The organism is Bradyrhizobium sp. SZCCHNS1022, from assembly GCF_032484835.1.
In the GTDB taxonomy this organism is placed as follows: Bacteria; Pseudomonadota; Alphaproteobacteria; order Rhizobiales; family Xanthobacteraceae; genus Bradyrhizobium.
On the sequence record NZ_JAUETT010000007.1, the window covers coordinates 295,162 to 321,428 of the forward strand.

At 65.1% G+C, this 26,267-nt stretch carries 21 protein-coding genes; 16 read left to right on the plus strand and 5 right to left on the minus strand.

What is annotated here, in order from left to right:
- Positions 1-192 precede the first annotated feature (192 nt).
- Positions 193-1,284, minus strand: coding sequence for a DUF2855 family protein (locus tag QX071_RS31665; protein WP_315706439.1), 1,092 nt, complete (start codon positions 1,282-1,284; stop codon positions 193-195).
- 17 nt (positions 1,285-1,301) lie between these two features.
- On the minus strand, positions 1,302-2,048 hold the full coding sequence (locus tag QX071_RS31670; protein ID WP_315706438.1) for a DNA-3-methyladenine glycosylase 2 family protein: 747 nt from the start codon (positions 2,046-2,048) through the stop codon (positions 1,302-1,304).
- 114 nt (positions 2,049-2,162) lie between these two features.
- On the opposite strand from QX071_RS31670, the gene gluQRS reads away from it, so the two are divergent.
- The gene (gluQRS, locus tag QX071_RS31675) at positions 2,163-3,032 is read left to right on the plus strand and encodes a tRNA glutamyl-Q(34) synthetase GluQRS (RefSeq protein WP_315706437.1); all 870 of its coding nucleotides are present in this window, start codon (positions 2,163-2,165) and stop codon (positions 3,030-3,032) included.
- Between the two features lie 517 nt (positions 3,033-3,549).
- Positions 3,550-4,698 carry an ATP-binding protein gene (locus tag QX071_RS31680; protein ID WP_409977561.1) on the plus strand — a complete coding sequence of 383 codons (1,149 nt, stop codon included), beginning with the start codon at positions 3,550-3,552 and terminating at the stop codon, positions 4,696-4,698.
- On the opposite strand, the gene QX071_RS31685 is transcribed toward QX071_RS31680, so the two are convergent.
- Positions 4,625-5,518 carry a YihY/virulence factor BrkB family protein gene (locus QX071_RS31685; protein WP_315706435.1) on the minus strand — a complete coding sequence of 298 codons (894 nt, stop codon included), beginning with the start codon at positions 5,516-5,518 and terminating at the stop codon, positions 4,625-4,627. The genes QX071_RS31680 and QX071_RS31685 overlap by 74 nt on opposite strands.
- Before the next feature lie 134 nt (positions 5,519-5,652).
- On the opposite strand from QX071_RS31685, the gene QX071_RS31690 reads away from it, so the two are divergent.
- The 6 genes from QX071_RS31690 (at position 5,653) to QX071_RS31715 (ending at position 9,687) form a co-directional block, all read left to right on the plus strand.
- Positions 5,653-5,847, plus strand: coding sequence for a twin transmembrane helix small protein (locus tag QX071_RS31690; RefSeq protein WP_315706434.1), 195 nt, complete (start codon positions 5,653-5,655; stop codon positions 5,845-5,847).
- Between the two features lie 58 nt (positions 5,848-5,905).
- Positions 5,906-6,478 carry a cob(I)yrinic acid a,c-diamide adenosyltransferase gene (locus tag QX071_RS31695; protein ID WP_315706433.1) on the plus strand — a complete coding sequence of 191 codons (573 nt, stop codon included), beginning with the start codon at positions 5,906-5,908 and terminating at the stop codon, positions 6,476-6,478.
- A gap of 268 nt (positions 6,479-6,746) precedes the next feature.
- Positions 6,747-7,496: an electron transfer flavoprotein subunit beta/FixA family protein gene (locus QX071_RS31700; protein ID WP_315706432.1), complete on the plus strand. Its 750-nt coding sequence runs from the start codon at positions 6,747-6,749 to the stop codon at positions 7,494-7,496.
- The gene (locus QX071_RS31705; protein WP_315706431.1) at positions 7,496-8,440 is read left to right on the plus strand and encodes an electron transfer flavoprotein subunit alpha/FixB family protein; all 945 of its coding nucleotides are present in this window, start codon (positions 7,496-7,498) and stop codon (positions 8,438-8,440) included. The genes QX071_RS31700 and QX071_RS31705 overlap by 1 nt, the downstream gene beginning before the upstream one ends.
- 100 nt (positions 8,441-8,540) lie before the next feature.
- Positions 8,541-9,419 (plus strand): 3-hydroxybutyryl-CoA dehydrogenase, encoded by an 879-nt coding sequence (locus QX071_RS31710; protein ID WP_315706430.1) that lies wholly within the window; start codon positions 8,541-8,543, stop codon positions 9,417-9,419.
- A 70-nt stretch (positions 9,420-9,489) separates the two neighbouring features.
- Complete coding sequence (locus QX071_RS31715; RefSeq protein WP_315706429.1) at positions 9,490-9,687, plus strand: putative motility protein; 198 nt, start codon at positions 9,490-9,492, stop codon at positions 9,685-9,687.
- A gap of 34 nt (positions 9,688-9,721) precedes the next feature.
- Here the strand turns inward: QX071_RS31715 and tlpA are convergent, their stop codons facing one another.
- Positions 9,722-10,423: a thiol:disulfide interchange protein TlpA gene (tlpA, locus tag QX071_RS31720; RefSeq protein WP_315706428.1), complete on the minus strand. Its 702-nt coding sequence runs from the start codon at positions 10,421-10,423 to the stop codon at positions 9,722-9,724.
- Between the two features lie 98 nt (positions 10,424-10,521).
- Between tlpA and argH the strand changes: the two genes are divergently transcribed.
- The 3 genes from argH (at position 10,522) to lysA (ending at position 13,838) form a co-directional block, all read left to right on the plus strand.
- The gene (gene argH / locus QX071_RS31725) at positions 10,522-11,913 is read left to right on the plus strand and encodes an argininosuccinate lyase (protein WP_315706427.1); all 1,392 of its coding nucleotides are present in this window, start codon (positions 10,522-10,524) and stop codon (positions 11,911-11,913) included.
- Between the two features lie 100 nt (positions 11,914-12,013).
- Positions 12,014-12,295, plus strand: a complete 282-nt coding sequence (lptM, locus tag QX071_RS31730) for an LPS translocon maturation chaperone LptM (protein ID WP_315706426.1) — start codon at positions 12,014-12,016, stop codon at positions 12,293-12,295.
- Between the two features lie 277 nt (positions 12,296-12,572).
- A complete protein-coding gene (gene lysA, locus QX071_RS31735) occupies positions 12,573-13,838 on the plus strand; it encodes a diaminopimelate decarboxylase (RefSeq protein WP_315706425.1) in 1,266 nt (421 codons plus the stop codon).
- A gap of 316 nt (positions 13,839-14,154) precedes the next feature.
- Here lysA and QX071_RS31740 read toward each other — a convergent pair whose 3' ends face one another.
- Positions 14,155-14,694, minus strand: coding sequence for a hypothetical protein (locus tag QX071_RS31740; protein ID WP_315727534.1), 540 nt, complete (start codon positions 14,692-14,694; stop codon positions 14,155-14,157).
- A gap of 1,093 nt (positions 14,695-15,787) precedes the next feature.
- On the opposite strand from QX071_RS31740, the gene QX071_RS31745 reads away from it, so the two are divergent.
- The 5 genes from QX071_RS31745 to QX071_RS31765 all read left to right on the plus strand — a co-directional run bounded on the left by QX071_RS31745 (position 15,788) and on the right by QX071_RS31765 (position 26,267).
- The gene (locus QX071_RS31745; RefSeq protein WP_315730361.1) at positions 15,788-16,048 is read left to right on the plus strand and encodes a hypothetical protein; all 261 of its coding nucleotides are present in this window, start codon (positions 15,788-15,790) and stop codon (positions 16,046-16,048) included.
- Between the two features lie 1,659 nt (positions 16,049-17,707).
- On the plus strand, positions 17,708-18,808 hold the full coding sequence (locus tag QX071_RS31750) for an IS4 family transposase (RefSeq protein ID WP_315701243.1): 1,101 nt from the start codon (positions 17,708-17,710) through the stop codon (positions 18,806-18,808).
- 455 nt (positions 18,809-19,263) lie between these two features.
- On the plus strand, positions 19,264-21,894 hold the full coding sequence (locus tag QX071_RS31755) for a TIGR02302 family protein (protein WP_315706422.1): 2,631 nt from the start codon (positions 19,264-19,266) through the stop codon (positions 21,892-21,894).
- Between the two features lie 178 nt (positions 21,895-22,072).
- Complete coding sequence (locus tag QX071_RS31760; RefSeq protein ID WP_315706521.1) at positions 22,073-23,110, plus strand: efflux RND transporter periplasmic adaptor subunit; 1,038 nt, start codon at positions 22,073-22,075, stop codon at positions 23,108-23,110.
- Positions 23,103-26,267 carry an efflux RND transporter permease subunit gene (locus QX071_RS31765; RefSeq protein WP_315706421.1) on the plus strand — a complete coding sequence of 1,055 codons (3,165 nt, stop codon included), beginning with the start codon at positions 23,103-23,105 and terminating at the stop codon, positions 26,265-26,267. Before QX071_RS31760 ends, QX071_RS31765 begins: the two co-directional genes overlap by 8 nt.

A 26,267-nucleotide genomic window follows, 5' to 3' on the forward strand; every position in this document is an offset into this window, starting at 1 on the left:
TGCAGCGTGACGGGATTGTGAAGCCCCGAGAACAGCTTATCCTGCATGCCAGTCCGGGCCGAAAGTGGGCCGGAACCATGGACAATGACCTTTTGGCGCGTCTGCTGCAACCCGCTTGCATCAGCCACGATCACCTTTGCGAGAAGAGCCCGCGGCTGATTCGCCGTTCCGGGCAGGTCCGCAGCGGGCCGCCTACTCCGCCACCGCCAGCATGTGTCCGTGATGCGGCGGAACCCGCCCGCCGAGCGTATCGAGATAGACCCGCTGTATCGCCGCGGGTCCGCAGCCCTCGACGACGGTGAGCCATCCGTCGAGCTTCGGCGCGAAGCCGCGCCACGCTGCGCCCAATCGGCTTTCGACGCCGCCCGGACCCCAGTCCTTGGCCCGCTTCCGGATCTGGTCGGGTGCGAAGAACCAGTTCGGCCTGGCGCCGGGCAGATCGGCGGGGCCGTCGTTGCCGTCCTGATGGGTCAGGCCGACGCGGCCGGAATATTTGAGGTTGTCGCTGAGGTGCTGATGCAGCCTCGCCCGCAAGGCCGCATTGCCGGCCATGTCGACGAAGACCGCGGGCGCGGCGGCATCGAGCCGCTCCACCTCGTCGTAGCTGACGACCTCGTGATAGCAGCCAAGCGACTGGACGAAGGCCGCGTTGGCCGGCGAGGTGAGGCCGATCACGCGGATGCCAGGCCGCTGCGTGTGCAAGAGATGCGCAAGCCCGAAGGCCGTTTTGCTGGACGCGGAGGACAGGATCACCTGCGATGCGCCGAACAGCGCGTTTTCGGCGAGATAGTCATCGACCAGGAACGACAGCATGAACAGCGGGCGCAGCAAGGCCTGGTAGTCGCCCTGGCGCCCGCCGAAGGCCGGATCGTCGCTGACGCGCGCATAGGCGTTGTAGACCGCCGCCGCGCCTTGCCGATGCGCTGCCGCATCGCGTAGGCCCCACTTGCTGACATGGCTCGCCTCGATGACGAGGTGGCTCGCCATCGGAAAGTAGCCGAACAGCCGTTCGCCTTCGGCGATGGACGGATTGATGGAGGCGATCACCTCGCCGAAGCCCCACACCGGAACGATGCCGAAGCCTGCGGGGGCCGGGAACAGCTGCCAATATTTCAGCTGATCGCCGAGCAGCGCGTAGGTGATGTTGTTGGCGGTGAAGGCGAAGCGATCGACCTTGACCAGCAATGCTTCGGGCGGCAGCGCATCCACATCGGGCAGTTCGGTCTCGATCGTCTTGCACTGCGTGAGATCGTGGCGCGCGACGACGAAGTCGGTGGATCTCATGGCGTGACCTCCTCAAGCTACTTTGCTGGCTTGTCTCCCGCGATTGTCTTCGACGACGATGACCGTTTTGCAACCGCAACTTTGTTTGAAACGCCGTTCGCTTTCGCTGCTGCTTGGTCTGCGCCGATGACGCCCTCGCGCTTCTTGATCGCGCGGTAATAGCTCCACCACAGATGCGCCGCCGCGCCGCGCAGCGGGCGCCATGCTTCCGCCAGCGGCATCATCTCCTTCGCGGTGGGGCGCTTGCTCAAGCCCAGCCCGGCCCTGATCGCCTCCTGCACCGCGAGGTCGCCCGCGGGCCAGGCATCGCCATGGCCGAGGCAGAACAGGAGGTAGACGTCTGCGGTCCATGGCCCGATGCCGGGCAGGGCGGTGAGCGTGTTGTGCGCGGCATCGGCGTCTTCGTTGGCGAGCACGTCGAGGTTCAACCGCTCGGCGGATAGTTCGCGTGCGATGTGCTTCAGCGTCTTGATCTTCGCGGCCGATAGCCCGAGCCGGCCCAAGCGGTCGGCGCGGGCGCGACGGATCGCGTCGTGATCGAACGGATCGAATGCGGCGGAAAGGCGGCCCCAGATCGCGGCCGCGCTTGCGGTCGAGAGCTGCTGGCCGCAGACGATATGCGCGAGCCCCACAAAGCCCGGCTCGCGGCGGCGCAGGCCCGGCATGCCCGCGGCTTCGAGAACGGGCTTCAGTCGCGGGTCCTGCTTGACCAAGGCGTGGATCGCGTCGTCGAGAATGTCCTGGTTGTCGAGGTGGAGGGTCATGTCGGACTGCCCTTGTGATCGTCGTGAGCGGGCTTGACCCGCGCATCCATCTCCTATGGAAACAAGCTTCCAAAGGATGGATCGCCGGATCAAGTCCGGCAATGATGCGATCATATGCCACCCGTTTTCCGATTTGCGCCGAGTCCGAACGGCTATCTGCATCTCGGTCACGCCTATTCGGCGCTGCTCAATTTCGACCTGGCGCAGGCGTGCGGCGGACGTTTCCTGCTGCGGATCGAGGACATCGATCCGACCCGCTGCAGGCCCGAATTCGAGCAGGCGATCTATGAGGACCTCGCTTGGCTCGGTCTCGCCTGGGAGGAGCCGGTGCGGCGGCAGTCGGTGCATCTGGATGAGTATCGCGCCGCGCTGGCGCGGCTGACCGCGTGCGGGCTGGTCTATCCGAGCTTCGAGAGCCGCGCCGAGATCGCGAGGCTGGTCGCCCAGCGCGAGGCGGAGGGCCGGTGGCCGCGCGATCCCGATGGCGCGCCTCTCTATCCAGGCACGGCCAAGCAGCTCGAGGCCGGCGAACGGGCCGAGCGCATCGCGCGCGGTCTGCCGCATGCGCTGCGATTGGACATGGCGGCTGCGATCGCCGAGGTCGGCGCGCTGACCTGGGTGGAGCAAGGCGAAGGGCCGGCGGGAGAGACGGGGGGCATCGGCGCGCGGCCGGGCCTCTGGGGCGACGTGATCCTGGCGCGCAAGGAAACGCCGACCAGCTATCACCTGTCGGTGGTCGTCGACGATGCGCTGCAGGGCGTCACCGAGGTGGTGCGTGGCCAGGACCTGTTCCAGGCCACCAGCGTCCACCGCCTGCTGCAAACCCTGCTCGGTCTGCCTGAGCCGCGCTACCGCCATCATCGGCTGATTCGCGATGACAGGGGCGACAAGCTCTCCAAATCCAGTCGGGCGGTTGGACTGCGGGCGCTGCGCGCCCAAGGCGCGTCGCCATCGGACATTCGCCGGCTTGTTGGGCTGCTGTGACCTCCGGATCGTTTCCGGGTGTTTTCGATCGTTTTTCCTGCGGGGACAACCCAAAGCCTGTCGTGACACCCGGGGGGCAGCCGTGCCATGCTGCTAATAGCGCGGGTTAATCAGGAGCTTCAATCGAAAGCGGCACGAGACGACATGACCATGCAAGTGCCCCTTCGTTTCCGGAGTTCATGTCAGAAGGGCCATGATGAAACGCGTTCGGAAGCGGGGTGCGGGGCGCCAAGCCCGGTCGGCCAAGCCTGGTAAGTCGAGGTCGGGTTCGCCCAGAGCGAATGCGACGGCCGCGACCTCGGCCAGCCTGAAGGTTGCCGCAGCGGGGTTGGCCAAGAGAAGTTCGACCAGCACGAATTCGAGCAAGGCGAGTTCGACCAAGCCCAATTCGCCCAATTCGACCAAAACCAATTCGACCAAGCGCACCCCTCGGGTGACCTCGGTGGCGCGAGGCGTGCCGCGTGCAGCTCGCGAGCCGGTTGCGCGAACGTCCACCCGTGGGGTCGTCGAGGCGGCCTTGGCGGTGTTCGCCCACGAGGTCCGCACGCCGCTGACCGGCATCCTGGCCATCAGCGACCTCCTGGCGACCTCCGAGCTTGGCGAGCGCGAGCGTCGCTGGGTCGAGACGATCAAGGCAGGCGCCGAGCACCTCTCCAGCCTCGCGACCTTGTTCGTCGACGCCGCCAAGAACGGGACCAGGAACGGGACCACGGGGGCCGCGCCGCGGACCGACCTGTTCGATCTGGGCGTGCTGGCCCGCGCAGCCGGTGATTCCCTGGCCGGGCGCGCCGCCGCCAAGGGACTGGCCGCCAAGGTCGATCTCTCCGACGAATTGCCGGCGCTGGTGGTCGGCGATCCCGTTCGCCTGCGCGCTGCGCTGGAAAATCTGATCGACAATGCGGTCAAGTTCACCGAGCAGGGCGGGGTTGCGCTCAAGGTCACAGTGGCACGGCGGGCCGGACGCGCCAGAGGCAAGGTGGCAAAGGGCAAAGTCACGATCGCCTTCGAGGTGTCGGACAGCGGCATCGGGCTGACCTTGCAGGAGATCAAGCGGCTGTTCCGTCCGTTCACGCAGGCCAACGTATCGATCGCCTCCCGTTTCGGGGGCGCCGGGCTCGGGCTTTCGTCGGTCCGGCAGCTGGCACGTGCGATGGGTGGGGACGTGTCGGTTGCGCCGCGCCCGAATGGCGGCACCAGCTTCACCCTGACGGTCGGCGTTACGATCGCCGAGGCGCCTCAATCCCAAGCCGGCGGGCCGGAGGGGGCAATCTTCCTTGCGCCGACACGGTCGCTGCGGCTGCTCGGGGTCGAGGACAATCCGTTCGGGCGTGTCGTGCTCAACACCATCCTGAACGAGCTTGGCCATCAGGCCGAGTTTATCGGCAGCGGCGAAGCGGCGCCGGATAGGATCCAAAAAGGCGGATTGGACGCGGTGTTGATGGACATGGTGCTGCCCGGCATCAACGGCGTCGAGGCGATCGCGCGCATCCGCAAGCTCGAGCCGCCTTACGGCAGCATACCGATTATAGGCGTGTCAGGCCGCGGCGAAGACGAGGCGGCTGCCCGCGCGGCCGGGGCCGACGCTTTCCTGCTCAAGCCTGTCGCTCCGCGGGCGCTCGCGAGTGCGCTGCTCGAAGTGACGAGCCGCGCGGCAGCCGCGACTTGATGATCGCGGCGTTCAGCTCGCCGCCGTAGATGAAGATCGCGGCGATGAAATACAGAAACACCAGCGCGATGATCACCGAGGCCAGCCCCGCATACATCGTGACGTAGTTGTTGGCGAAGCGCGCCAGGTATTGGCCGAACACGATGCCGGAGACCAGCGAGGCGACCAAGGTGAAGACGATGCCGGGCAGGATCTGCAGGAAGCTGCGGCGGCCGAACGGCACCCAGGCATGAAGGACGAACAGCGCGACGGTCAGGGCCGTGATCGTGATGCCGTAGCGCGACAGGTGGACGAAGCGCTCATTGGCCTCCACCGCAACCGGAAGGTAGGGGCGCGCGGTCGCCATGATCAAGGGTCCGAGCACGATCAGGAACGACATGGCAAGCGCGGTGAAGGCGGCGAGCAGCGTGTAGGCGATCGATTCGAGCCGCAGCCAGTACCAGCGCCGCTGCTCGACGACGTTATAGGCCCGGTTGAGCCCGACACGGAGCGCCTCGACGCCGTTGGAGGCGAAATAGACCGAGAGCACGGCGCCGATGGTCAGCGCATCGGTGCGGGTGGTGGTGAGCACGTCGTGGATCTGGGTGGCGAGCGCGTCGGCGACCTGGGTCGGCCAGGTCTGCAGCAGCAATGTGGCCGCTTGGTCGGCAAGGTCCTTGGAGCCGATAAAGCCGGCCAGCGACGTCAGCACGATCAGGAACGGAAACAGCGCCATCAGGGTCGACAGCGCGATGTGGCTTGCGATCGCCCAGCCGTCATCGGCAAGGAACGTGTAGAACGCATCCAGGCTGACGTGGATGATATAGCGAAGCAGCTTCACCTTGCACCTGCACCCGCGACGCTCGCCCGGTCCCGGCGAACATCGGACATTCTTCCGCGAAAAGCCAGATCGTGGATCGCCGCAGCGCCTGATCCGCCATGGCGCCCACCGTATTCCAATGTTATCTAACGCCGATGACGTCCGTTTTGAGCATATTCCTTCTTCCCATCGCAGTCGGCGCCGTCGCGTTCGTTCTGTTCCTCGGCCTCGTCAACATGATGCGTGGCGGTTCGCCGAACCTGTCGCAGAAGCTGATGCGCTGGCGCGTCATCCTGCAGTTCGTCGCCATCGTCATTGCGATGGCCGCGATCTGGGCGATGGGCCGCTAACTCGACCGCCAACTTGGCGCCAATTTGGGCCACTCATTTGCGGCACTAAGGAGCACATATGGTCGTCCTCAATCGCATCTATACGCGCACCGGCGACGACGGTACGACGGCGCTGGGCAATGGTGAGCGACGGCCGAAATTCGATCTGCGTGTCGCGGCTTATGGGACCGTCGATGAGACCAATGCGGCGATCGGCGTCGCGCGGCTGCACCTTGCAGATCGCGCCGATGTCGATGCGATGCTCTCGCTGATCCAGAACGATCTGTTCGATCTCGGCGCCGATCTCGCGGTTCCCCAGCGCGAGGGCAAGGCGGAGCGCTTGCGCGTCGTCGCAAGCCAGGTCGAGCGTCTCGAGCACGACATCGACACGCTGAATGCGCAGCTCGCGCCGCTGACCTCGTTCGTGCTGCCCGGCGGCACGCCGGCCGCCGCCCATCTGCATGTGGCCCGCACGATTTGCCGCAGGGCGGAACGGCTGATGGCGGAACTGGCCGTCAAGCCGGATGAGCCGGTCAGCGAGGCGGCCCTGCGCTACATGAACCGGCTTTCGGATTTCCTGTTCGTCGCCAGCCGGGCTGTGAACGGAAACGGGGCGGGCGATGTCTTGTGGGTGCCGGGGCAGAACCGCTGAGGCGCTGCGTGTGCCGAACGACGTCCTTTCGCGCCCGTTCAGCGGATTGACGCAAGATCGAAAAGCGATAGCAAATCATGGATTTGCCAGTACCGGAGCGGGGCGGAAGCGGCTAAGATGATGGTCGCGGCGAGACGCGCGTCGGGAGCAAAGACCCTGCCGTTGCGATGCGTGATTTTTCGCTTCTCGCGCGTTGACCGGGGGGTACGGCCGCTTTAGGTTCCGCGCCCGAACAGTCAACCCGAAAGATTTACACGAAAGAGGATCGATGAAGGTTCTGGTGCCGGTCAAGCGGGTGGTCGATTACAACGTCAAGGTCCGCGTTAAGAGCGACGGGTCGGGCGTTGAACTCGCCAACGTCAAGATGTCGATGAATCCGTTCGATGAGATCGCGGTCGAGGAAGCGCTGCGGCTGAAGGAAGCCGGCAAGGCCACCGAGGTCGTGATCGTCTCGATCGGGCCCGCCCAGGCGTCAGAAACGATCCGCACCGCGCTGGCGATGGGCGCCGACCGCGGCATCCTGGTCAAGGCCGAAGGCAATGTCGAGCCGCTGGCGGTGGCCAAGATCCTCAAGGTCGTCGCCCAGGAGGAGCAGCCGGGCCTGATCATCCTCGGCAAGCAGGCGATCGATGACGACAGCAATCAGACCGGCCAGATGCTGGCCGCCTTGCTTGGCTGGTCGCAGGCGACCTTCGCCTCCAAGCTCGAGGTGGACGGGGCCGACTTCAAGGTCACGCGCGAGGTCGATGGCGGCCTGCAGACCGTCAAGCTGAAGGGGCCGGCGATCGTCACCACCGACCTGCGCCTCAACGAGCCGCGCTATGCGTCGCTGCCGAACATCATGAAGGCGAAGAAGAAACCGATCGCCGAGAAGAACGCTGCCGACACCGGCGTCGATATCACCCCGCGTCTCGATGTGCTCAAGACCGCGGAACCGGCGGGACGCAAGGCCGGCGTCAAGGTCAAGGACGTCGCCGAGCTCGTCTCCAAACTCAAGACCGAAGCCGGGGTGCTCTGATGGCCACGCTGCTGATTGCCGAACACGACAACGCCTCCGTCAAGGATGCGACCAACAAGACGCTGACTGCAGCGAGCGCGCTGGGCGCCGAGGTCGACGTGCTGGTCGCCGGCCAGAACGCCAAGGCTGCCGCGGACGCGGCGGCCAAGCTTGCGGGCGTGAGGAAGGTGCTGCTGGCCGACGACGGGTCTTACGCGCACGACCTCGCCGAGCCGCTGGCGGCGCTGATCGTCCAACTCGCTGCGGGCTATGACGCGATCGTCGCGCCCGCGACCTCGCGCTACAAGAACGTGATGCCGCGCGTCGCCGCGCTCCTCGATGTCATGCAGGTCTCCGAGATCATCAAGGTGGTCTCGCCGGATACGTTCGAGCGGCCGATCTATGCCGGCAACGCCATCCAGACCGTGAAGTCCAAGGACGCCAAGAAGGTGATCACGGTGCGCACCTCGACCTTCGCAGCTAGCGGCGAAGGCGGCAGCGCGCCGGTGGAGACGGTCGCCGCGGCCGGCGATCCCGCGCTGTCGAGCTTCGTCGGCGAGGAGGTCGCCAAGAGCGACCGTCCCGAGCTGACCTCGGCCAAGATCATCGTCTCGGGCGGCCGCGCGATGCAGAGCCGCGAGAATTTCGCCAAATATATCGAGCCGCTGGCAGACAAGCTCGGCGCCGGTGTCGGCGCCTCGCGCGCGGCGGTCGATGCCGGCTACGCCCCGAACGATTGGCAGGTCGGCCAGACCGGCAAGGTGGTGGCGCCGGAGCTCTATGTCGCGGTCGGCATTTCCGGCGCGATCCAGCATCTGGCCGGCATGAAGGACTCCAAGGTGATCGTCGCGATCAACAAGGACGAGGACGCGCCGATTTTCCAGGTTGCCGATTACGGTCTGGTCGCCGATCTTTACCAGGCGGTCCCCGAATTGACCGAGGCGCTTGGCAAGCTCGGCAAATAAACTGGTGGACACCGGCCGGAGGGGATGATCCCAGCCGGTGCTGGAACGTTGTAAGGAGCATGGACAGGCGCGACATGCGCGCCGTCCGGTGGACAAAAAGATGGCTCAGATCAACAAGGTCGGCGTGATCGGCGCGGGACAGATGGGCAACGGCATTGCGCATGTGGCCGCGCTCGCCGGGCTCGACGTGGTGCTCAACGACGTCTCCTCCGACCGGTTGAAGTCGGGCATGGCGACGATCAACGGCAATCTGTCGCGACAGATCGCCAAGAAGATGATCACCGACGAAGCCCGCAGCCAGGCCTTGGGCCGGATCACCTTGGCCGAGACGCTGGATGGGCTCGCCGATTGCGATCTCGTGATCGAGACCGCGACGGAGAAGGAGGAGGTCAAGCGCAAGATCTTCCACGATCTCTGCGCCGTCCTGAAGCCGGAGGCGCTGATCGCCTCCAACACCTCCTCGATCTCGATCACGCGGCTCGCCGCCTGCACCGACCGGCCCGAGCACTTCATCGGCATTCATTTCATGAATCCGGTTCCGCTGATGGAACTGGTGGAGCTGATCCGCGGCATCGCCACCGACGATAGGACCTTCGAGGCCTCGAAGGAGTTCGTCACGCGGCTGGGCAAGCAGGTCGCGGTCTCCGAGGATTTTCCCGCCTTCATCGTCAACCGCATCCTGCTGCCGATGATCAACGAGGCGATCTACACGCTCTATGAGGGCGTGGGGAATGTCGAGGCGATCGACGCCGCGATGAAGCTCGGCGCCCATCACCCGATGGGGCCGTTGGAGCTCGCCGATTTCATCGGCCTGGATATCTGTCTGTCCATCATGCAGGTGCTGCATGAGGGGCTGGCCGACTCCAAGTACCGGCCCTGTCCGCTGCTGGTGAAATATGTCGAGGCCGGCTGGCTCGGACGGAAGACCCAGCGCGGCTTCTACGACTATCGCGGGCCGAAGCCGGTCCCGACGCGATAAGCCACCGCCGCTTACCTCCACCCTTCGTTAAGATCTGCCGGTTAACGTCGGGTAAGAGGGGTGTTTGCGTATGGATATGAGTCTCGTCGCCGCCGTGATGGCGCAGCAGCAGGGCGCGGTGCAGCAGCAGGTCGCCACGTCGATGCTGAAGCAGAATCTCGATTCTCAGAAATCAGCGGTCCTGACCCTGCTCGGCGGCGCGCAGCAGACGCTCTCGCTCGCCAATGTCGGTCCCGGCGTCGGCGGCAATCTCAACATCGCCGCCTGATTGCATTGTCCGGGCCGAGCGCAAGCCGCCGGGGTTACAGCCCCGCCGCGGCCGACGCGGTCGCAGCCTTGATCAGCTTGACTGCATCGTCGCTGTCCCATTCAGCGGGACCGGCGATGGTCGCGATCTCGCAGCCGGTGCTGTCCACCAGCACCGACGTCGGCATGCCCAGCGCGCGGCCGATCGATTTCAGATCCTGGAACACCTTGGCCTTGGCATCGCTGAAATAATCCAGCTGCGTCAGCTTGGCGTCGGCCAGGAACGCCTTGGGCTTCTCGGGATCGCGGGTGTCGATATTGACCGCGACCACCTGGAAATTCGGGCCGCCGAGCCTGGCCTGCAGCCGGTCCAGCGCCGGCATCTCCTTGCGGCAGGGCACGCACCAGGTCGCCCACAGGTTCAGCAGCACCGTCTTGCCGCGGAAGTCGGAGAGCTTCTTCGGTGCGCCGTTCGCGTCCTCGAAGGCGAGGTCCGGCAGCTTGAGCGGCGCCGTCGCCATGGTCAGCGCCGCCACCTCGCCATGGGCGAGCGGCGCGATCTTCCTGGCGGTATCGACGGCCGGCTGGCAAGACTGGTCGCCGGCCGGACGCCCGTGCAGCCATCCGCCGGCGTAAAGGCCGACCCCGCCGAGCGCAGCGACGGCGACCACAGCGCCGAGGACGGCCGGCATCCGGCGCGAGGCGGTCGGCAAGGCGGTCGGTCGGGCGGGGGAGGGATCGGGCTTATCGTTTGTCATTTCGGGTCGGTTGCGGCTATCAGAGGCGCCAATTGGGGCACGCCCGAACATGGCGTCTCCCGGCGGTGATCAGGCAAGGTTTTTAAGAGCAACAAGGCATGAGCAACAAGATGTGGGGCGGCCGGTTCTCGGAGCGTCCCGATGAGATCATGGAGGAGATCAACGTCTCCATCGACGTCGACCGCCACCTCTACGCCCAGGACATCGCCGCGTCCAAGGCGCACGCCGCCATGCTTGCCGCGCAGGGCATCATCACCGCCAGTGATGCGAAAAATATTGGCAAGGGTCTAGACACGATTTTGTCAGAGATCACTAAGGGTTCGTTCGAATTCAAGCGCGCGCTCGAAGACATTCATATGAATGTCGAGAGCCGTTTGAGCGAATTGATCGGCCCCGCCGCCGGCCGCCTGCATACCGCACGCTCCCGCAACGACCAGGTGGCGACCGATTTCCGCCTGTTCGTCCGCGACACCATCGACGAGGTCGATGCCGTGCTTGCCGCCTATCAGCAGGCGCTGGCGGAGCGGGCGCTGGAGCATGCCGGCACGGTGATGCCCGGCTTCACCCATCTGCAGACCGCCCAGCCCGTCACCTTCGGCCATCACCTCCTGGCCTACGTCGAGATGGCGGCGCGCGACCGCGGCCGCTTCGCCGACGCCCGCAAGCGGCTGAACGAATCGCCGCTCGGCGCCGCCGCGCTCGCCGGCACCTCGTTCCCGATCGACCGCCACGCCACCGCGGAGGCGCTCGGCTTCGACCGGCCGATGGCCAATTCGCTGGATGCGGTGTCCGATCGCGATTTCGTGCTGGAGACGCTGTCGGCGGCCGCGATCTGCGCCGTGCATCTGTCGCGCTTCGCCGAGGAGATCGTGATCTGGACCTCGCCGCTGGTCGGGCTGGTCAAGCTGTCGGACAAGTTCACCACCGGCTCCTCGATCATGCCGCAGAAGCGCAACCCCGACGCCGCCGAGCTGGTGCGCGCCAAGACCGGCCGGGTGATCGGCGCGCTGAACGGGCTCTTGATCGTGATGAAGGGCCTGCCGCTCGCCTATCAAAAGGACATGCAGGAGGACAAGCAGGGCGCCATGGAGGCCTTCGCGGCGCTGTCGCTGGCGATCCGCGCCATGACCGGCATGGCGATCGATCTCGTGCCCGAGACGGATCGGATGAAGGCGGCCGCCGGCGAGGGCTATGCCACTGCGACCGATCTCGCCGACTGGTTGGTGCGGACCCTGAAGATGCCGTTCCGCGAGGCCCATCACGTCACCGGGCGCATCGTGGCGCTCGCCGCCAAGCAGGGCGTGGCGCTGCACGAGCTGCCGCTCAAGGCCATGCAGGAGGTCGAGCCGAAGATCACGGCCGAGGTGTTCGGCGTGCTCTCGGTCGAATCCTCGGTGAAGAGCCGCACGAGCTTCGGCGGCACCGCGCCCAAGAACGTGACCGCGCAGGCCAAGAGCTGGCTGAAGCGGTTGGAAAAGCAGCGAAAGTAGGGTCTCGGCGCCAAATTTCGCCGTGCTGCCGTGGCACTCCGGCACTCGCCAGGGCTGGGCTTTCTCTGTATGGTGCCGCCCGCATTGGGGATATCGAAACGTGAATCGTAGCCGTCGTCCGACCTCGTCCGGCTGGGCCATTGTGGCCGTGGGTGCTGCCGCGCTGCTGCTCGCGTCCTGCGGGCGCAAGGGCCCGCTGGACCTGCCGCCGAACTCGCCGCCGCAGCCCCAATTGTCGTCGGCCCCCACCGACACCGCCCAGGAGAACGCGGCCAAGCCGAGCGTGTTCGGCTCCAGCTACGGCGCCGACGCTGCCCCGGCTGCGCCGCGCGGCAACAAGAAGCCCTTCATCCTGGATCCGCTCCTGGACAGCAACAAATAGGCTTGAGCTCAAGCTCGACGGGTGGTCGATGCTTCACCCTCCCCTGGAGGGGGGCGCCTCATGGCGAGCGAAGCGAGCCGTGAGGTGGGGTGATCTCTCCACCCGCACCGGCTTCCTTGGCCCACCCCACCCCGCCGCCCGTCGCTGATGCGACGCGCGTCGACCCTCCCCCCTGCAGGGGAGGGTGGCAGCGCGAATTGACATTCCCTCCGGTTTCTCGGCAAGTCGCGCCGAGACACTCTAAGCCCTCTGCGAAGGGCTGCGCGGATCGTAACTCATGAACCATTTCGACTATCGCTCCGGCGTGCTGCACGCCGAGGCGGTCAATCTCGCCGAACTCGCCGCTCAGGTCGGCACGCCGTTCTATTGCTATTCGACCGCGACGCTGGAGCGGCATTACCGCGTCTTCGCCGATGCCTTCAAAGGCGAGGACGTCCTGATCTGCTACGCGATGAAGGCCAATTCCAACCAGTCGGTGCTGCGCACCCTCGCCAGGCTCGGCGCCGGCGCCGACGTGGTTTCGGGCGGCGAGCTGAAGCGCGCGCTGGCGGCCGGCATTCCCGGCAGCAAGATCGTGTTCTCCGGCGTCGGCAAGACCGAGACCGAGCTGCGCGCCGCGCTCGCGGCCGGCATCCGCTGCATCAACATCGAGTCCGAGCCGGAGCTGGAGCTGCTGTCGCAGCTTGCCGCCGAGACCGGGCATACGGCGCACATCTCGGTGCGCGTGAACCCGGACGTCGATGCCGGCACCCACGCGAAGATCTCGACCGGCAAGTCCGAGAACAAGTTCGGCATCCCGCTGGAGCACGCACGCAGGGTCTATGCCCGCGCCGCCACGCTGCCGGGAATCAAGGTCTCGGGCGTCGACGTGCATATCGGCAGCCAGATCACCGATCTCGGACCGATGGAGACGGCCTTCCGCATCCTCAGCGAATTCGTGCAGACGCTGCGTGCCGACGGCCACACCATCAGCCACGTCGATTTCGGCGGTGGCCTCGGCATTCCCTATCACATGGACCGCGGCGCGCCGCCGGAGCCGGATGCCTATGCCGCGATGGTCAAGCGCGTCAGCCACAATCTCGGCTGCACCCTGCTGTTCGAGCCGGGGCGCCTGATCGTCGGCAATGCCGGCATCCTGGTCGCGCGCGTGATCTATGTGAAGCATGGCGAAGCCAAGAACTTCGTCATCATCGATGCCGCGATGAACGACCTGATCCGCCCGACGCTGTACGAAGCCCATCACGACATCCTGCCGGTCGTTAAGCCCGCGCCCGGCACGCCGCAGATGATCGCCGACGTTGTCGGCCCGGTCTGCGAGAGCGGCGATTATCTCGCGCTCGACCGCGCTCTGCCGGAGCCGAAGCCGGGCGACCTCTTGGCGATCATGACGTCCGGCGCCTATGGCGCGGTGCAGGCCGGCACCTACAACACAAGGCCGCTGGTGCCGGAGGTGCTGGTGAAGGACGATCAGGCCGCAGTGATCCGCCCGCGCATCGACGTCGAGGCCCTGATCGCGATGGACACGCCGGCGCCGTGGCTGTGAGTTGACGTGGCCGGACGCTCGAATTGGTCCGACCTCTCCATGAGCCCCGTCATTCCGGGGCAGCCCGTCAGGGCTGAACCCGGAATCTCGAGCTGATGCGGCATCTACATCGCACCTGAAACGTCAACTTATTTCGACTGCCCCCTTTGAACGACTGCGGCCAGGCGAAGCCCGGATGAGCGAAAGCGACATCCGGGTCCTGCTCCCGCATGTCGCTGACGCAGGCTACGCTTGCTAAACCTGACCCTCTACTCACATCAATCGAGCGCGCTGTCTCCGCAACTGCCCTCACCGCCAGCGACGAAAGCTCCGTCCATCACCTGCCGGAGGCGTCGGCCTCCAGAACCACCTTCGCTACGGGATAGCGCCAGTCGTTCTTCGTGTTGTCGGCGGCGGCATCGATGCCTGCTACGATGACCGCACCAAGGATCCCGCCGTTGACGCCGCTGGCCAGACGAGCCTGGCGCGTGGCATCGAACGGCGCGACCGTGATCATCCGCTTTTGATAGCCGGGCTTTTGGCAGGTCACGGCAAGCGTGCTCGACTGTCCGCGATAGAGCGGGACGCGCACCTTCGCGGGGCTCGTCATGGTTGCCGTGAAGCCGCTGGCTTCCAGTGAGCAAGCGGCCCCGGACATCTCGACCTCGCCCTGGCCGGGATTGTGAAACGTCCGCACCTCCACGAGCTGGTCACCCGCGAGCTCGGGCACGCTTGCGTCGGTTCGGCGCTTCTGCTCGTAGACATCGATCCCGTGGCTGCCCGTGGTCGACCTGATTTCGGTCACATTGTTGACCGCAAGCGGCGCAGCACACCCGCCGAGACATGCCAACCCGAGGATGGCCAACCAGGTGGCCATCCAACGCGAACAGTTCATTTGAGCCCCCACAGCATCCCCATTGTCGTTGATCCAGGGGTAGCAAGGGCCGATCTGGGGAACAATAGCCGCAACCTCGGGGGGATTAGAGCGACTATCAAAAACCGATTACGTTGCGGGCAGGACACAGTCGATGTCGCCCCCCAATACAAATGAGGTCCGTAGTATTAGTAGTAGTAAATGTGTCGGACGATCGCCAGCGGCGCGACGTCATGGTCATCAACATGACGCCGTTGCTCCGCCACAACCTTTCCTTGTGATCAATGCCAGGGTGTCGTGTTCGATGCCCGCGCCGGTTGCAGTCCCGGCGGGTCTTCTCCATCGCAGCGGGGGTTATCCGTGATGTCTCGTGCGTCCATCCTTGCCCTGCTGCGCACTGCTGCTGCGGCCGCATCACGGCGACAATCACCGTAATCCGGGTCAATTTGATGCGGAATTGCGCGACAGCGCACTAGGCTGTCGCGTGGCGAGCTCTATTCGTCGCGGAGGTTTGCGCCAGCTGGGCGGTTTTGTGCAGCGTCACCGTAATTCGACATGGGTGCCGTGACCGTCTCAGGCACGTAGTTTCATACCGCGTCACCGTATTGCCGGTACAATGATTGAGACGCGGTCGTCAGGTGCCAAGGTGTTCTTCAATCCAGCGTTAATACGTTTGGCGCTCGGGCCGCTGATGGTTCTCCACGAACTATGTTCAGACCCAGTCCAGCGAATCATGGATTTCCTACAAATTCGGGCTATTTCCATGCGCAATGATTCGAAATACCGATGCCGAGTGTGCGGCTTTAGATCGGAAGATCCTCTTTGGGGCCAAGATGAGGGCACTCCGCTTTACGACTTTTGTATCTGTTGTGGTGTCGAGCATGGCTATCAAGACTCGTCGATAGTCGGCGCGAGAAGATATAGAGCTACCTGGATTGAAGGAGGGGCGAAGTGGGAAATCCCGGGTGCTAAGCCGGACGGCTGGAATTTGGACGAGCAGCTTCGGCATATCCCAACCGAATTCCAATAATTGGGGTGATTTCGGTGACAGTGCACTAAACTGTCGTGTGGTCAGCTTTTATTCGTCGCGGGGAGGTTGCGCCAGCAGCTAGTTTTATGCAGCGTCACCGTAATTCCGATCGACTATCGCGGTCGGGTTCTGACGGTGGTCAGCCGGTCCGATGTCGCCCGCGCCGACGCGCAGGCGACGGGTCCGACCTCCTTCACGACGATCATCCTCTCGGGGCCGCTGGGTCGGCTGACATGGACGGCCGAGACATGGCGCGAGTCTCTGCAGAACCACGAGACCGCCGTCAGCAAGCTCATCCGCTCGATGACATCGGAGTGCGGCGTCTGAGTGGTGGTGTTGTCGGGCTGACAGTCTGTCAGCGGGGGTATCCGTGATGTCTCGTGCGTCCATCCTTGCCCTGCTAGCTCCCGCTCGGCACTGCTGCTGCAACAGCATCACGGTGACAATCACCGTAATCCGGGTCAATTTGATGCGGCTAGGCGCCCCGTGACGCAGTGTGGTTACTCTGACGTCAGACGGGCGAAATCAAACCAAGTCTCGCGCCTATACCTTGAGAGAGATCCATACGGTCGAGAGCCTTCCGCGCGGCTTGGTTGTTGATGACACGCCAGTCATGATCGATCTCGGCCGCAACGTCTCGAAGCAGTCTGCCTTTGGCTTCAGCTATGTCAAAAGTTCCTATGGTTTGACGTCATCGTCGGGTACCGCAATCTGCTCTCGATCCGGCTGCGGTCCACGACGGCGCTCTTTCGTGTCGGCAAAATGAGCAGCGGTCATTCCGCAGACGGCGCATCTCGATCCGTCAAACGGCCAACGGTGTCCGCCGGCTCGCTGATCCATCTTAGTGTTCACCATCATGGGGCGATATCCCAGCTCTACGCACATACACGGTCCAGATCTATTTTTGTTCGATACGGTACAACACCCTATCAACTTCGAATTTTTCGAAATCGCGAAAATCCCTGCATGAGCAGAACAAGGGCGATTGCAGCGATTAGGGATTTCCAGTCGTGAACGGCCGCAACGATCGCAGCAATGCCGTATAAATAAGTAGAGCGCATGGGGCGGGTTCCCTGATCGCGATCGTGCACGATCATTCAAGATGGGATCGTCCCTGCGCCGATGATGTCGACGCGGATGCCCAGCGCGGGCATCAGGAGGACCGTTACGGAAGCCGTCCGCCGCTCGATTTGCAATATAGCTCACCGCAGTTCCAATTTCAATGAACTCGGAACTGCCCGTCGAGGCATACGCCAGCGGACACCCTGTAAAGAACTGTTTGAAGCGTCCGTAAGGCAGTTACAGTGACGGTTGCACTTAACTAATCAAGGGACGTATTTAAATTGCTCTGTAGACCTTGTATGTGGTCGCAATCTGTTTCGACACAGCGTGTGAACAGCCTGGCTCGTCGACGCGTCACGGCTTAAGGGAACCGACGATCCGCTACTGAAAAGGATCAACAGGGAACGGCTGCTTGGATAAAACAGTTTGCGTTGCGTCCTGGCCCGCCCTCGTGTAGAAATATTTCGATTTCGTTTTTTCCGAAATCGTGGTTTGATCCGCGCATCCCGTCCCAACGAGGGGGCGCTTCGCGATCGTCACGGACGTCGGGTGCGGGATGCGGTGGGCGCGTCGGGGCGCAGCATGATCTTCATGCGGACGAACGATCCCGATGCGACGATGAAGTCGCGTGGTTCTGGCATCCCGGTGCTGATGCCTGCGCAATGCGCTGACAGCGCATTGTCGCAACGCGATGATGCCAAAGGCATCACGCGGACGGGGGCAACCAAGCCGGTCCCCGGGAAGAGCGCGTATAAATCGTAACACCATCGCGCAGGGAAGGCCGGGCGATCTCGGCTGAGCCTGTGGTTCTGCCGCGTGCTTTCTTGCTGCACGCGGACCATGGGCGCCGGCCGGCGCCCGGTCTTCCCCATAGGCGTTAAGTTTATGCTTGAGTGTTGGAATCCGCCGTGATTCGAACAGGGGATGGCAGACGAATCGCTCCTGAACGAGGACTGGACGAGAGTGGTTGCGCAGCTGGGCGGGGCTGCGCAGCTCGAGAAAACTGCGCGCCAGACGAAGGCCTTCGCGCGTCGGCGGCAGATTCCAGATGCGGTGACGTTACTTCGGCTGATGCTGGCCTATTGTTTGGGTGAAAGAGGGCTGAGATCGACAGCCGCATGGGCGGCTTCTGTTGGCCTTGCCGACCTCACCAGCGTGGCGTTGTTCTATCGGCTGCGTCAATGTGGTGATTGGTTTGCGGTGCTGGTGGAGGGCTTGCTCGCTGCGGCAGCTCCGAAGGCGAGCCAAGGCCGCCTGATCCGCATCATCGATGCGACGACAGTGCCTCAGGCGGGACCGGCTGCGCGCAAGAACAGTGAGCTTTGGCGCGTTCATAGCGCATTTGATCTGCCCTATGAGCGCTTTGGTCACTTCGAGCTGACAGATCAGCAAGAGGGCGAAACGTTTGACCGGATACCAGTGGTCAAGAACGAGATCCGCATTGCTGACCGCGCTTATCTGCAACCTGACCGCATTGCGGCCGTCCGCGAAGCCGGGGCCGACGTTTTGATCCGAGCGGGCTGGAAGAACGCACGTTGGCTTGACGCCAAAGGCCTTCCGTTCGATCTGATGGCCCAATTGCGTGCCGCGAAGGCGCGCGGACTGGTCGATCGGGAGATTTGGATCAAGCGCAAGGGCGGCGCGCCTCTGGCTATGCGTCTGGTCGCAATCAAGAAGCCCACCGGTGCGGCTGCTGCTTCTCGGCGTAAAGCCCGGCAAGACGCAAAAGATGAAAACCGCATCATCTCCAAAGAAACTTTGGAGGCTGCGGATTGGGTCATTCTGATCACGTCGCTCGCGCGGGACGAGTTCTCCACCAAAGATGTGCTTGCGCTCTATCGATTGCGATGGCGGATCGAGCTTGGGTTCAAGCGACTGAAGAGTCTGATTGGCCTCAAGACGCCGCCAGGAACCGATCCGCGCTCTGCCAAGCCCTACCTGCTGGCCCACCTCCTGATCATCCTGTTGCTCGAGCCGCTTGCCAGCGACTTCGAGGACTCTCCCCACTGGACGCAGGCCGCTTAACGACGCCTGGCGCTTGGCGGGTCCTGCAGCAGCTCGTTGCATCCTTGCTGCAAGCAATCATTCCACAACCAACCATCCGTTGCTTGCGCCGCAGAAAACGCGCGTTGGGGCGCCACCTTCGCGAGCCTCCTCGAAAACGCAAGTATCAATCGATGCTCGCGCTACCTTAACGCCTATGCGGTCTTCCCTGCGCCCTCACTTTCCAGAGGGTGACGCGTTCTCGGAAAACTCGGGCGAAAACACGCCGCGAGAACGGATTTCCATGCGACATACAAAAGAGCAGTGCCGGGATCACGGCGATAGGCGAGGGCGCGGGGTTTCTGGAAATGGTCTGGAACCCGCCCGGTCACAGTCGCGTGTGATCGACGACCGGCGGAGGGCCCGGCCCTCAGGAACGGATGCCTCACTGCCGCCTTTTGTGCTAGCTTGTGTGCCTGGGCAACCTGGAGAGTTTGTTGAGCGGTGCCATTCCTGACCCGGCCCAGCCGGGAAACACCCCCGATGCGCTCGCACGGCTGAAGCTGACGCAGGCGCTGCAACAGGCGCGTCTCGCGATCGCCTGGGAGCGCGGCTGGCCGCATCTGGCCCGAGTTCTCCTCGTCATCGGCCTGTTCCTGGTGGTGTCATGGGCCGGCCTGTGGCTGTCGCTGCCGTTTGCCGCGCGCGCCATCGGGGTCGGACTGTTCGCTCTGTTCGCGCTCGGGGCGCTGGTGCCGGCGCTCCGGTTCCGCTGGCCGAGCCGCGAAGAGGGCTTGGCCCGGCTCGATCGCAGCTCCGGAATCGCGCATCGTCCCGCCACGGCGCTCACCGATACCCTGGCGACGCAGGACCCGATCGCGCGGGCCCTGTGGCAGGCTCAGCGCGAGCGCACGCTCGCCTCGATCAACCGGATCCGCGCCGGGCGTCCGCACCCGCGGCTGTCGCTGCATGATCCCTGGGCGTTGCGCGCGCTGGTCGTGGTGCTGATGGTCGCGACCTATGTCGCGGCCGGCGACGAGCGCGCCATGCGCGTGTCCTCGGCCTTCGACTGGAACGGCGTGCTGGCGCCGGCCACGGTCCGGGTCGATGCCTGGGTGAACCCGCCGGTCTATACGGGCCGGCCGCCGGTCATCCTGTCGGCGGCGAACAAGGAGGCCGCCTTGCCGCCGAGCGGGGTGCTTGCGGTGCCGGCCGGCAGCACCCTGATCGTGCGCTCCAGCGGCGCCAATCTCGACGTGGTCGCGGGCGGCGGCATCTCCGAGGCGGCCGCCACCGAGCCGGCGCCCCAACCGGTGCCTCAAGGCGCCATCGAGAAGCACTTCACCATCGCCGGCGACGGCACGGTCCATGTCCGCGCGCCATCGGGGCAGCCGCAATGGACGTTCACGGCGATGCCCGACCATCCGCCGACGATTGCCTTCGCGAAGGATCCGGAGCGGCAGGCCCGCGGCGCGCTCAAACTGTCCTACAAGCTCGAAGACGATTACGGCGTGACCGAAGCGCACGCCCATGTGGCGGTGCGTCCCGTCGACAAGGGGGCTGCCGACAAGGACGCCGGCGCGCAGGCGCCGCGGCCGCTGTTCCGGCCGCCGGAGTTTCCGCTGGTGCTGCCGAATGCCCGCACCCGCAGCGGGGTGGGCCAGACGGTCAAGGATCTCAGCGAGGATCCTTATGCCGGCGCCGACGTCACGGTGACGCTGACGGCCAAGGACGAAGCCGGCAATGAGGGCAAGAGCGAGCCGTTCGAGATGCGGCTGCCCGAGCGTCTCTTCACCAAGCCGCTGGCGCGGGCGCTGATCGAGCAGCGCCGCATCCTGGCGCTCGATGCCAATCGCAACGGCGACGTGTTCACCGCGCTCGATGCGCTCCTGATCGCGCCGGAGCTGTTCACGCCGGAGGCGGGGCAGTATCTCGGCCTGCGCTCGGTCACCAGCCAGCTCGAAGCTGCGCGCACCGACGATGCGCTGCGCGAGGTGGTCGCCAGCCTGTGGGCGCTCGCCGTCACCATCGAGGACGGCAACATCACCGACGTCGACAAGGCGCTGCGCGCCGCGCAGGACGCGCTCAAGCAGGCGCTGGAACGCGGCGCCAGCGACGAGGAGATCAAGAAGCTGACGCAGGACCTGCGCCAGGCCATGGACAATTACATGCGCCAGCTCGCCGAGCAGCTGCGCAACAATCCGCAGATGGCCCAGCGGCCGCTCGATCCCAACACCAAATTCCTGCGCCAGCAGGACCTGCAGAACATGATCGATCGCATGGAGCGGTTGTCGCGCTCCGGCGACAAGGAGGGCGCGCGCGAGCTGCTCGAGCAGCTGCAGCAGATGCTGGAAAATCTGCAGATGGCGCAGCCCGGCCAGGGCGACAACGACATGCAGCAGTCGCTGAACGAGCTCGGCGACATGATCCGCAAGCAGCAGCAATTGCGCGACAAGACCTTCAAGCAGGGTCAGGACTCCCGCCGCGACCGCATGCGCGGCCGCCAGCAGGGCGACCAGGACCAGAGCTTCGGCGATCTGCAGCAGGATCAGCAGGCGCTCCGCGATCGGCTGAAGCAGCTGCAGGAGCAGCTCGCCAAGCGCGGCATGGGCGAGGGGCAGCGCGGCCAGAAGGGGCAGCAGGGCCAAAAGGGCCAGCAAGGCCAGGGTGGCCAACAGGGCGGGCAAGGCGAGCAGGCCGATCAAGGCGACGATGGCGATCAGGGCGACGGCCTCGACCAGGCCGACAACGCGATGGGCGATGCCGGCAGCCGGCTCGGCGACGGCAATGCCGATGCCGCCGTGGAGAGCCAGGGCAAGGCGCTCGACGCGCTCCGCAAGGGCGCGCAGAAGCTTGCCGAGGCGATGCAAAAGGACGGTGACGGCGAGCAGCAGGGCGATGGTCCGGGGTCGCGGGCCGGCCGTCGGCAGGGCAACGGCCAGACCGATCCGCTCGGACGGCCGATGCACCCCAGCACCGATATCGACGATTTCTCGCAGAAGGTCCCCGGCGAGATCGACGTGCAGCGGGTTCGCCGCATCCTCGAAGAGCTGCGCCGCCGGCTGGCCGATCCGTCCCGTCCGCAGATCGAGCTCGACTACATCGAGCGGCTGTTGAAGGATTATTAGTCCGGCCGTCGCGGCCGCCTGCCTCGGAGGTTGAAAGCCACGGGATACCTTCCCGCTCGTTTGGGGGGGCGGCCATCGGGCCGGTGCTGATGTCGCCCCTTGAAGCCCGGGGTTCAGGACGATAATCGTTGAGGACTGACAAGCTTCAGGTGTCCTCTTGCCCAGAGATGGCGGATTGCTGCGAGTGCTCGCCGCTGCTGTTTGTATGCTGGCGGCGGGTTCTCCGATCTGGGGCGCCGCCCCAGCGGCCGCTGCGCCGTTGCAGGCGAGCGATGACGGTCCGGACAGTCCGGCGTCATCTTCCGCCGGACATGCTGCGCCCGGCACCGTGACGCTTTCCGCCGCGCAGCAGCGGCAGATCGGACTGCAGACCGCCGTCCTGGAGGCGGCGCCGCATCCCGAGCAATTCCGAGCCTATGGCGCGGTCCTGGACGTCGCCCGGGTGACCGAGCTGGCCAACAGCTACACCAACGCGCAGGCGCAGCTACAGACCGCCCAGGCCAAGCTCGACGTGGCGAAGAGCGCACTTGAGCGGGTCCAGAACCTCGTCCAGTCCGCGGCGATGCCGAAGAAAGACGTCGAGACTGCCGAGGGGACGTTCCGAACCGATCAGGCCTCCCTGGCCGCCGCGGAATCGCAGGTCAAGACCCTCGCCGCGACGGCGCGGCAGGAATGGGGCTCCGTGATCGGAAAGTGGATCGTCGAGCGCTCCCAAGAGGTGGTGCGCTTGATCGAGCGCGACCAGTTTCTCGTCCAGGTCACCTTGCCGCCGGGCGTGGTCCTCGCCGGCGAGCCGCAGGTCGCACTGGCGCAAGCGCCGACGCGGAGCGCCAACATCGATCTCTCCTACATCTCCCCGGCGACGCGAACGGACCCGCGGATCCAGGGACTGAGCTACTTTTTTGCGGCGTCCGGCGACAGCGGCTTGCTGCCGGGCATGAACACCACGGTCTATGTCCCCTCGGGCAAGACCTATCAAGGCGTGTTCGTCGAGGACACCGCGATCGTTCAATGGCAGGGCCGGTCGTGGGTGTATCTCCGCTCCGGGCCTACCAGCTTCAAGCGTCATCCGATCAGCACGGATCAGCCTGTGTCCGACGACGACTACGTCGTGCAGGACATTCCGCCCGGCTCCGAGATCGTGATGCGAGGCGCGCAGGTCCTATTGTCGGAGGAGGCGAGGAGCGAGCTTCGGGGCGACGACGACAATGATTGACGACCCCGGCCCGACGCCGACCGGGCCGCAGGCGGCGTTGGTCTCCTTCGCCATCCGCTTCCGCGGGATCGTGCTCGCGCTGGCATGCGCCGTCGCGGGTTACGGCGTGTTCGCACTGGGGAATGCGAGCTACGGGGTGTTTCCCGAATTCGCCCCGCCGCAGGTTTCGGTCCAGACCGAAGCGCCGGGCCTCGGCCCGGAGCAGGTCGAGGTGCTCGTCACCCAGCCGGTCGAAACATCGATCATCGGCCTGCCCGGCATCGAGAGCATGCGGTCGTCCTCGATTCAGGGATTGTCGGTCCTCACGGTGATCTTTCAGCCGGGCAGCGACATCTACCGGGCGCGCCAACTGGTTGCCGAGCGCCTCGCGGTCCTGGCGAGCCGCCTTCCGCAAGGCGTGCAGCCTCCGTCCATGACGCCGCTGACGTCGTCGGCCGGGACCGTGCTTGTGATCGGCCTGACCTCCGATCGCCGCTCGCTGATGGATTTGCGCACGCTTGCGGACTGGACGGTCGGAAGACGGCTGCTGGCGGTGCCTGGCGTCGCGCAAATATCGACTTACGGCGGGGACACGAGATCGCTGCAAGTGCAGGTCCGACCCGATGATCTGGTCCGCTTCAAGGTCGGCATGAACGACGTTCTGGCCGCGGCGCGGAAAGCCACGGGAGTCCGCGGCGCCGGGTTTGTCGACACGGCCAATCAGCGCGTCGTCCTGCAGACGCAGGGCCAATCGCTGACGGCCGAGCAGCTCGCGCGCACGGTTCTGTTCCACCATGACGGCGCCAGCGTGGTGCTGGGCGATGTCGCCACCGTTGCGACCGCACCCGAGCCGCCGATCGGCGCCGCGCTGATCAACGGCCGGCCCGGAATCATGCTGATGATCAGTCAGCAATATGGCGCCAACACGCGCGAGGTCGCGACGCGGGTCGAGGCGGCGCTGACGGACTTGCGGCCGGCGCTGGAGGCCGAAGCGGTCCAGCTTCATGCCGACCTGTTTCGCCCCGCGAGTTTCATCGATGCGGCGACCAGCAACGTCCTGTACGCGCTGCTGATCGGCGGCGCGCTGGTGATCGTCGTGCTGCTGCTGTTCCTGTTCGATTGGCGCACCTCCGTCATCAGTTGCACCGCGATTCCGCTATCGCTGCTCGCCGCCGTGCTTGCCCTGGAGTGGATGGGCGAAAGTCTCAATACGATGACGCTCGGTGGGCTTGCCATCGCCATCGGCGAAGTGGTCGACGATGCCGTGATCGGCGTCGAGAATGTGGTGCGGCGCTTGCGCGAGAACCGCCATTCCGCGGCACCTCGCGCCGAGACGCAAGTCGTGCTCGGCGCCATGCTCGAGGTCCGCTCCTCCGTGGTCTACGCGACCTTTGCGGCGCTCCTGGTCTTCGTGCCGATCCTGGTCCTTCCGGGCGTCGCCGGCCGCCTGTTCGGGCCTCTCGGCATCGCTTATATCCTCGCCGTGGCGGCCTCGCTCATTGTCGCGCTCACCGTCACGCCGGCCCTGTCCATGGTGCTGCTGGCCGGAAAGGCGGCTGGCAATCGAAAGTACAGACCTCCGCCCTTGGTGCGCTGGTCACGCCGTCACTATGAAAGCCTGCTCTGGCGGATCGGGAGGTTTCCTCGGCTGGTCGTCGCGACCGCGGTGCTTCTCACGATGCTGGGAGCTGGGATGTTGCCGTTCTTTGGCGGCACCTTCCTGCCCGATCTGAAGGAAGGCCATCTGATCCTGCACGTATCGGCGTTTCCCGGGACATCGCTCGATGAATCGCTGCGCATCGGCAAGCTGATCACTTCTGCGCTTCGAACCGTGCCGGGCGTGCGCAGCGTGGCCCAGCATGTCGGACGTGCCGAGGCCGGCATCGACACCGTCGGTCCGCACTCCAGCGAGTTCGAGATCGACTTCCAGCCCGAGCTTTCCGGGGCGGACCAGGAAACAACGGAGAAGCGCATTCGCGCAGCGTTGGCCGATTTCCCCGGCGTCGTCTTTTCGATCAAGACCTATTTGACCGAGCGGATCGAAGAAACGGTGTCCGGCTTCACCGCGGCAGTGGTCGTGAACGTCTTTGGTCCCGATCTCGATTCGCTGCAGCGCGCCGCGCGCGACGTTGCACGTGAGCTCGGCGAAGTTCGGGGCGCGATCGAGGTTCAGCAGCAGGCTCCGCCGGGAATGCCGCAGGTCGATGTGACGCTCCGCCCGACCGATCTGCAGCGATGGGGACTCGACGCGGTCGATGTGCTGGAGTTGATCCGGACGGCGTATCAGGGGGACGTCGTCGGTCAGGCCTATGAAGGCAACACGGTCTTCAACGTGATCGTCAAGATGGACACGCGTGCGAACGCCCGCCTGTCTCAGATCGGCGACATGCCGGTGCGGACACCGAGCGGCGCTTATGTTCTGCTGAGGCAGATCGCGGACGTCTACGGGACCTCCGGCCGTTATCAGGTCCTCCATCGCGATGGGCAGCGCGTTCAAACCGTCACCGCTGGTGTCAGCGGGCGCGACCTGGAATCCTTCGTCGCCGATGCAAGGCGAAAGATCGCCAGCGACGTCAAGCTTCCGCCCGGCGCCCATGTCGAGTTCGCGGGAGCGGCCGAGGCGCAGGCTCGGTCGCGGCGCGATCTTCTGGTCAATTCGTTGCTGGTGGCGGTGGGCATCGTCCTTCTGCTGTCGTTCGTCACGGGCCACTGGCGCAACCTGGTGCTCGTCCTCGTCAATCTGCCGTTTGCCTTCGTCGGCGGAGTGTTCGCGGTTGCACTCACGGGCAGCTTATTGTCCCTCGGCTCGATGGTCGGGTTCGTCACTCTGTTTGGGATCACGCTCCGCAACTCGATCCTGATGATCTCGCATTATGAGCATCTGGTCACGGTCGAACGCCGCGCGTGGGGAGCCGAGACGGCGATCGAGGGCGCGGCCGATCGCCTCGTTCCGATCCTGATGACCTCGCTCGTGACGGGCCTCGGCCTGCTGCCGCTGGCGCTCGGTGCCGGCGAGCCCGGCCGTGAAATCGAAGGGCCGATGGCGATCGTCATTGTCGGCGGACTCGTGACCTCGATGGCGCTGAACCTGCTGGTACTGCCGCCGCTTGCGTTGCGCTACGCGCGGTTCGACGTCTCCCCGCCAGAGACGACACGCCAGAAGGCGACTGTATCCTGA

Excerpts from the sequence above, each read along its gene's own strand:
- QX071_RS31665 (WP_315706439.1), bottom strand. The coding sequence starts at position 1,284 with ATGAGATCCACCGACTTCGTCGTCGCGCGCCACGATCTCACGCAGTGC.
- QX071_RS31670 (WP_315706438.1), bottom strand. The coding sequence starts at position 2,048 with ATGACCCTCCACCTCGACAACCAGGACATTCTCGACGACGCGATCCAC.
- gluQRS (WP_315706437.1), top strand. The coding sequence starts at position 2,163 with ATGCCACCCGTTTTCCGATTTGCGCCGAGTCCGAACGGCTATCTGCAT.
- QX071_RS31690 (WP_315706434.1), top strand. The coding sequence starts at position 5,653 with ATGACGTCCGTTTTGAGCATATTCCTTCTTCCCATCGCAGTCGGCGCC.
- QX071_RS31695 (WP_315706433.1), top strand. The coding sequence starts at position 5,906 with ATGGTCGTCCTCAATCGCATCTATACGCGCACCGGCGACGACGGTACG.
- QX071_RS31700 (WP_315706432.1), top strand. The coding sequence starts at position 6,747 with ATGAAGGTTCTGGTGCCGGTCAAGCGGGTGGTCGATTACAACGTCAAG.
- QX071_RS31705 (WP_315706431.1), top strand. The coding sequence starts at position 7,496 with ATGGCCACGCTGCTGATTGCCGAACACGACAACGCCTCCGTCAAGGAT.
- QX071_RS31710 (WP_315706430.1), top strand. The coding sequence starts at position 8,541 with ATGGCTCAGATCAACAAGGTCGGCGTGATCGGCGCGGGACAGATGGGC.
- QX071_RS31715 (WP_315706429.1), top strand. The coding sequence starts at position 9,490 with ATGGATATGAGTCTCGTCGCCGCCGTGATGGCGCAGCAGCAGGGCGCG.
- tlpA (WP_315706428.1), bottom strand. The coding sequence starts at position 10,423 with ATGACAAACGATAAGCCCGATCCCTCCCCCGCCCGACCGACCGCCTTG.
- argH (WP_315706427.1), top strand. The coding sequence starts at position 10,522 with ATGAGCAACAAGATGTGGGGCGGCCGGTTCTCGGAGCGTCCCGATGAG.
- lysA (WP_315706425.1), top strand. The coding sequence starts at position 12,573 with ATGAACCATTTCGACTATCGCTCCGGCGTGCTGCACGCCGAGGCGGTC.
- QX071_RS31740 (WP_315727534.1), bottom strand. The coding sequence starts at position 14,694 with ATGGCCACCTGGTTGGCCATCCTCGGGTTGGCATGTCTCGGCGGGTGT.
- QX071_RS31750 (WP_315701243.1), top strand. The coding sequence starts at position 17,708 with ATGGCAGACGAATCGCTCCTGAACGAGGACTGGACGAGAGTGGTTGCG.
- QX071_RS31765 (WP_315706421.1), top strand. The coding sequence starts at position 23,103 with ATGATTGACGACCCCGGCCCGACGCCGACCGGGCCGCAGGCGGCGTTG.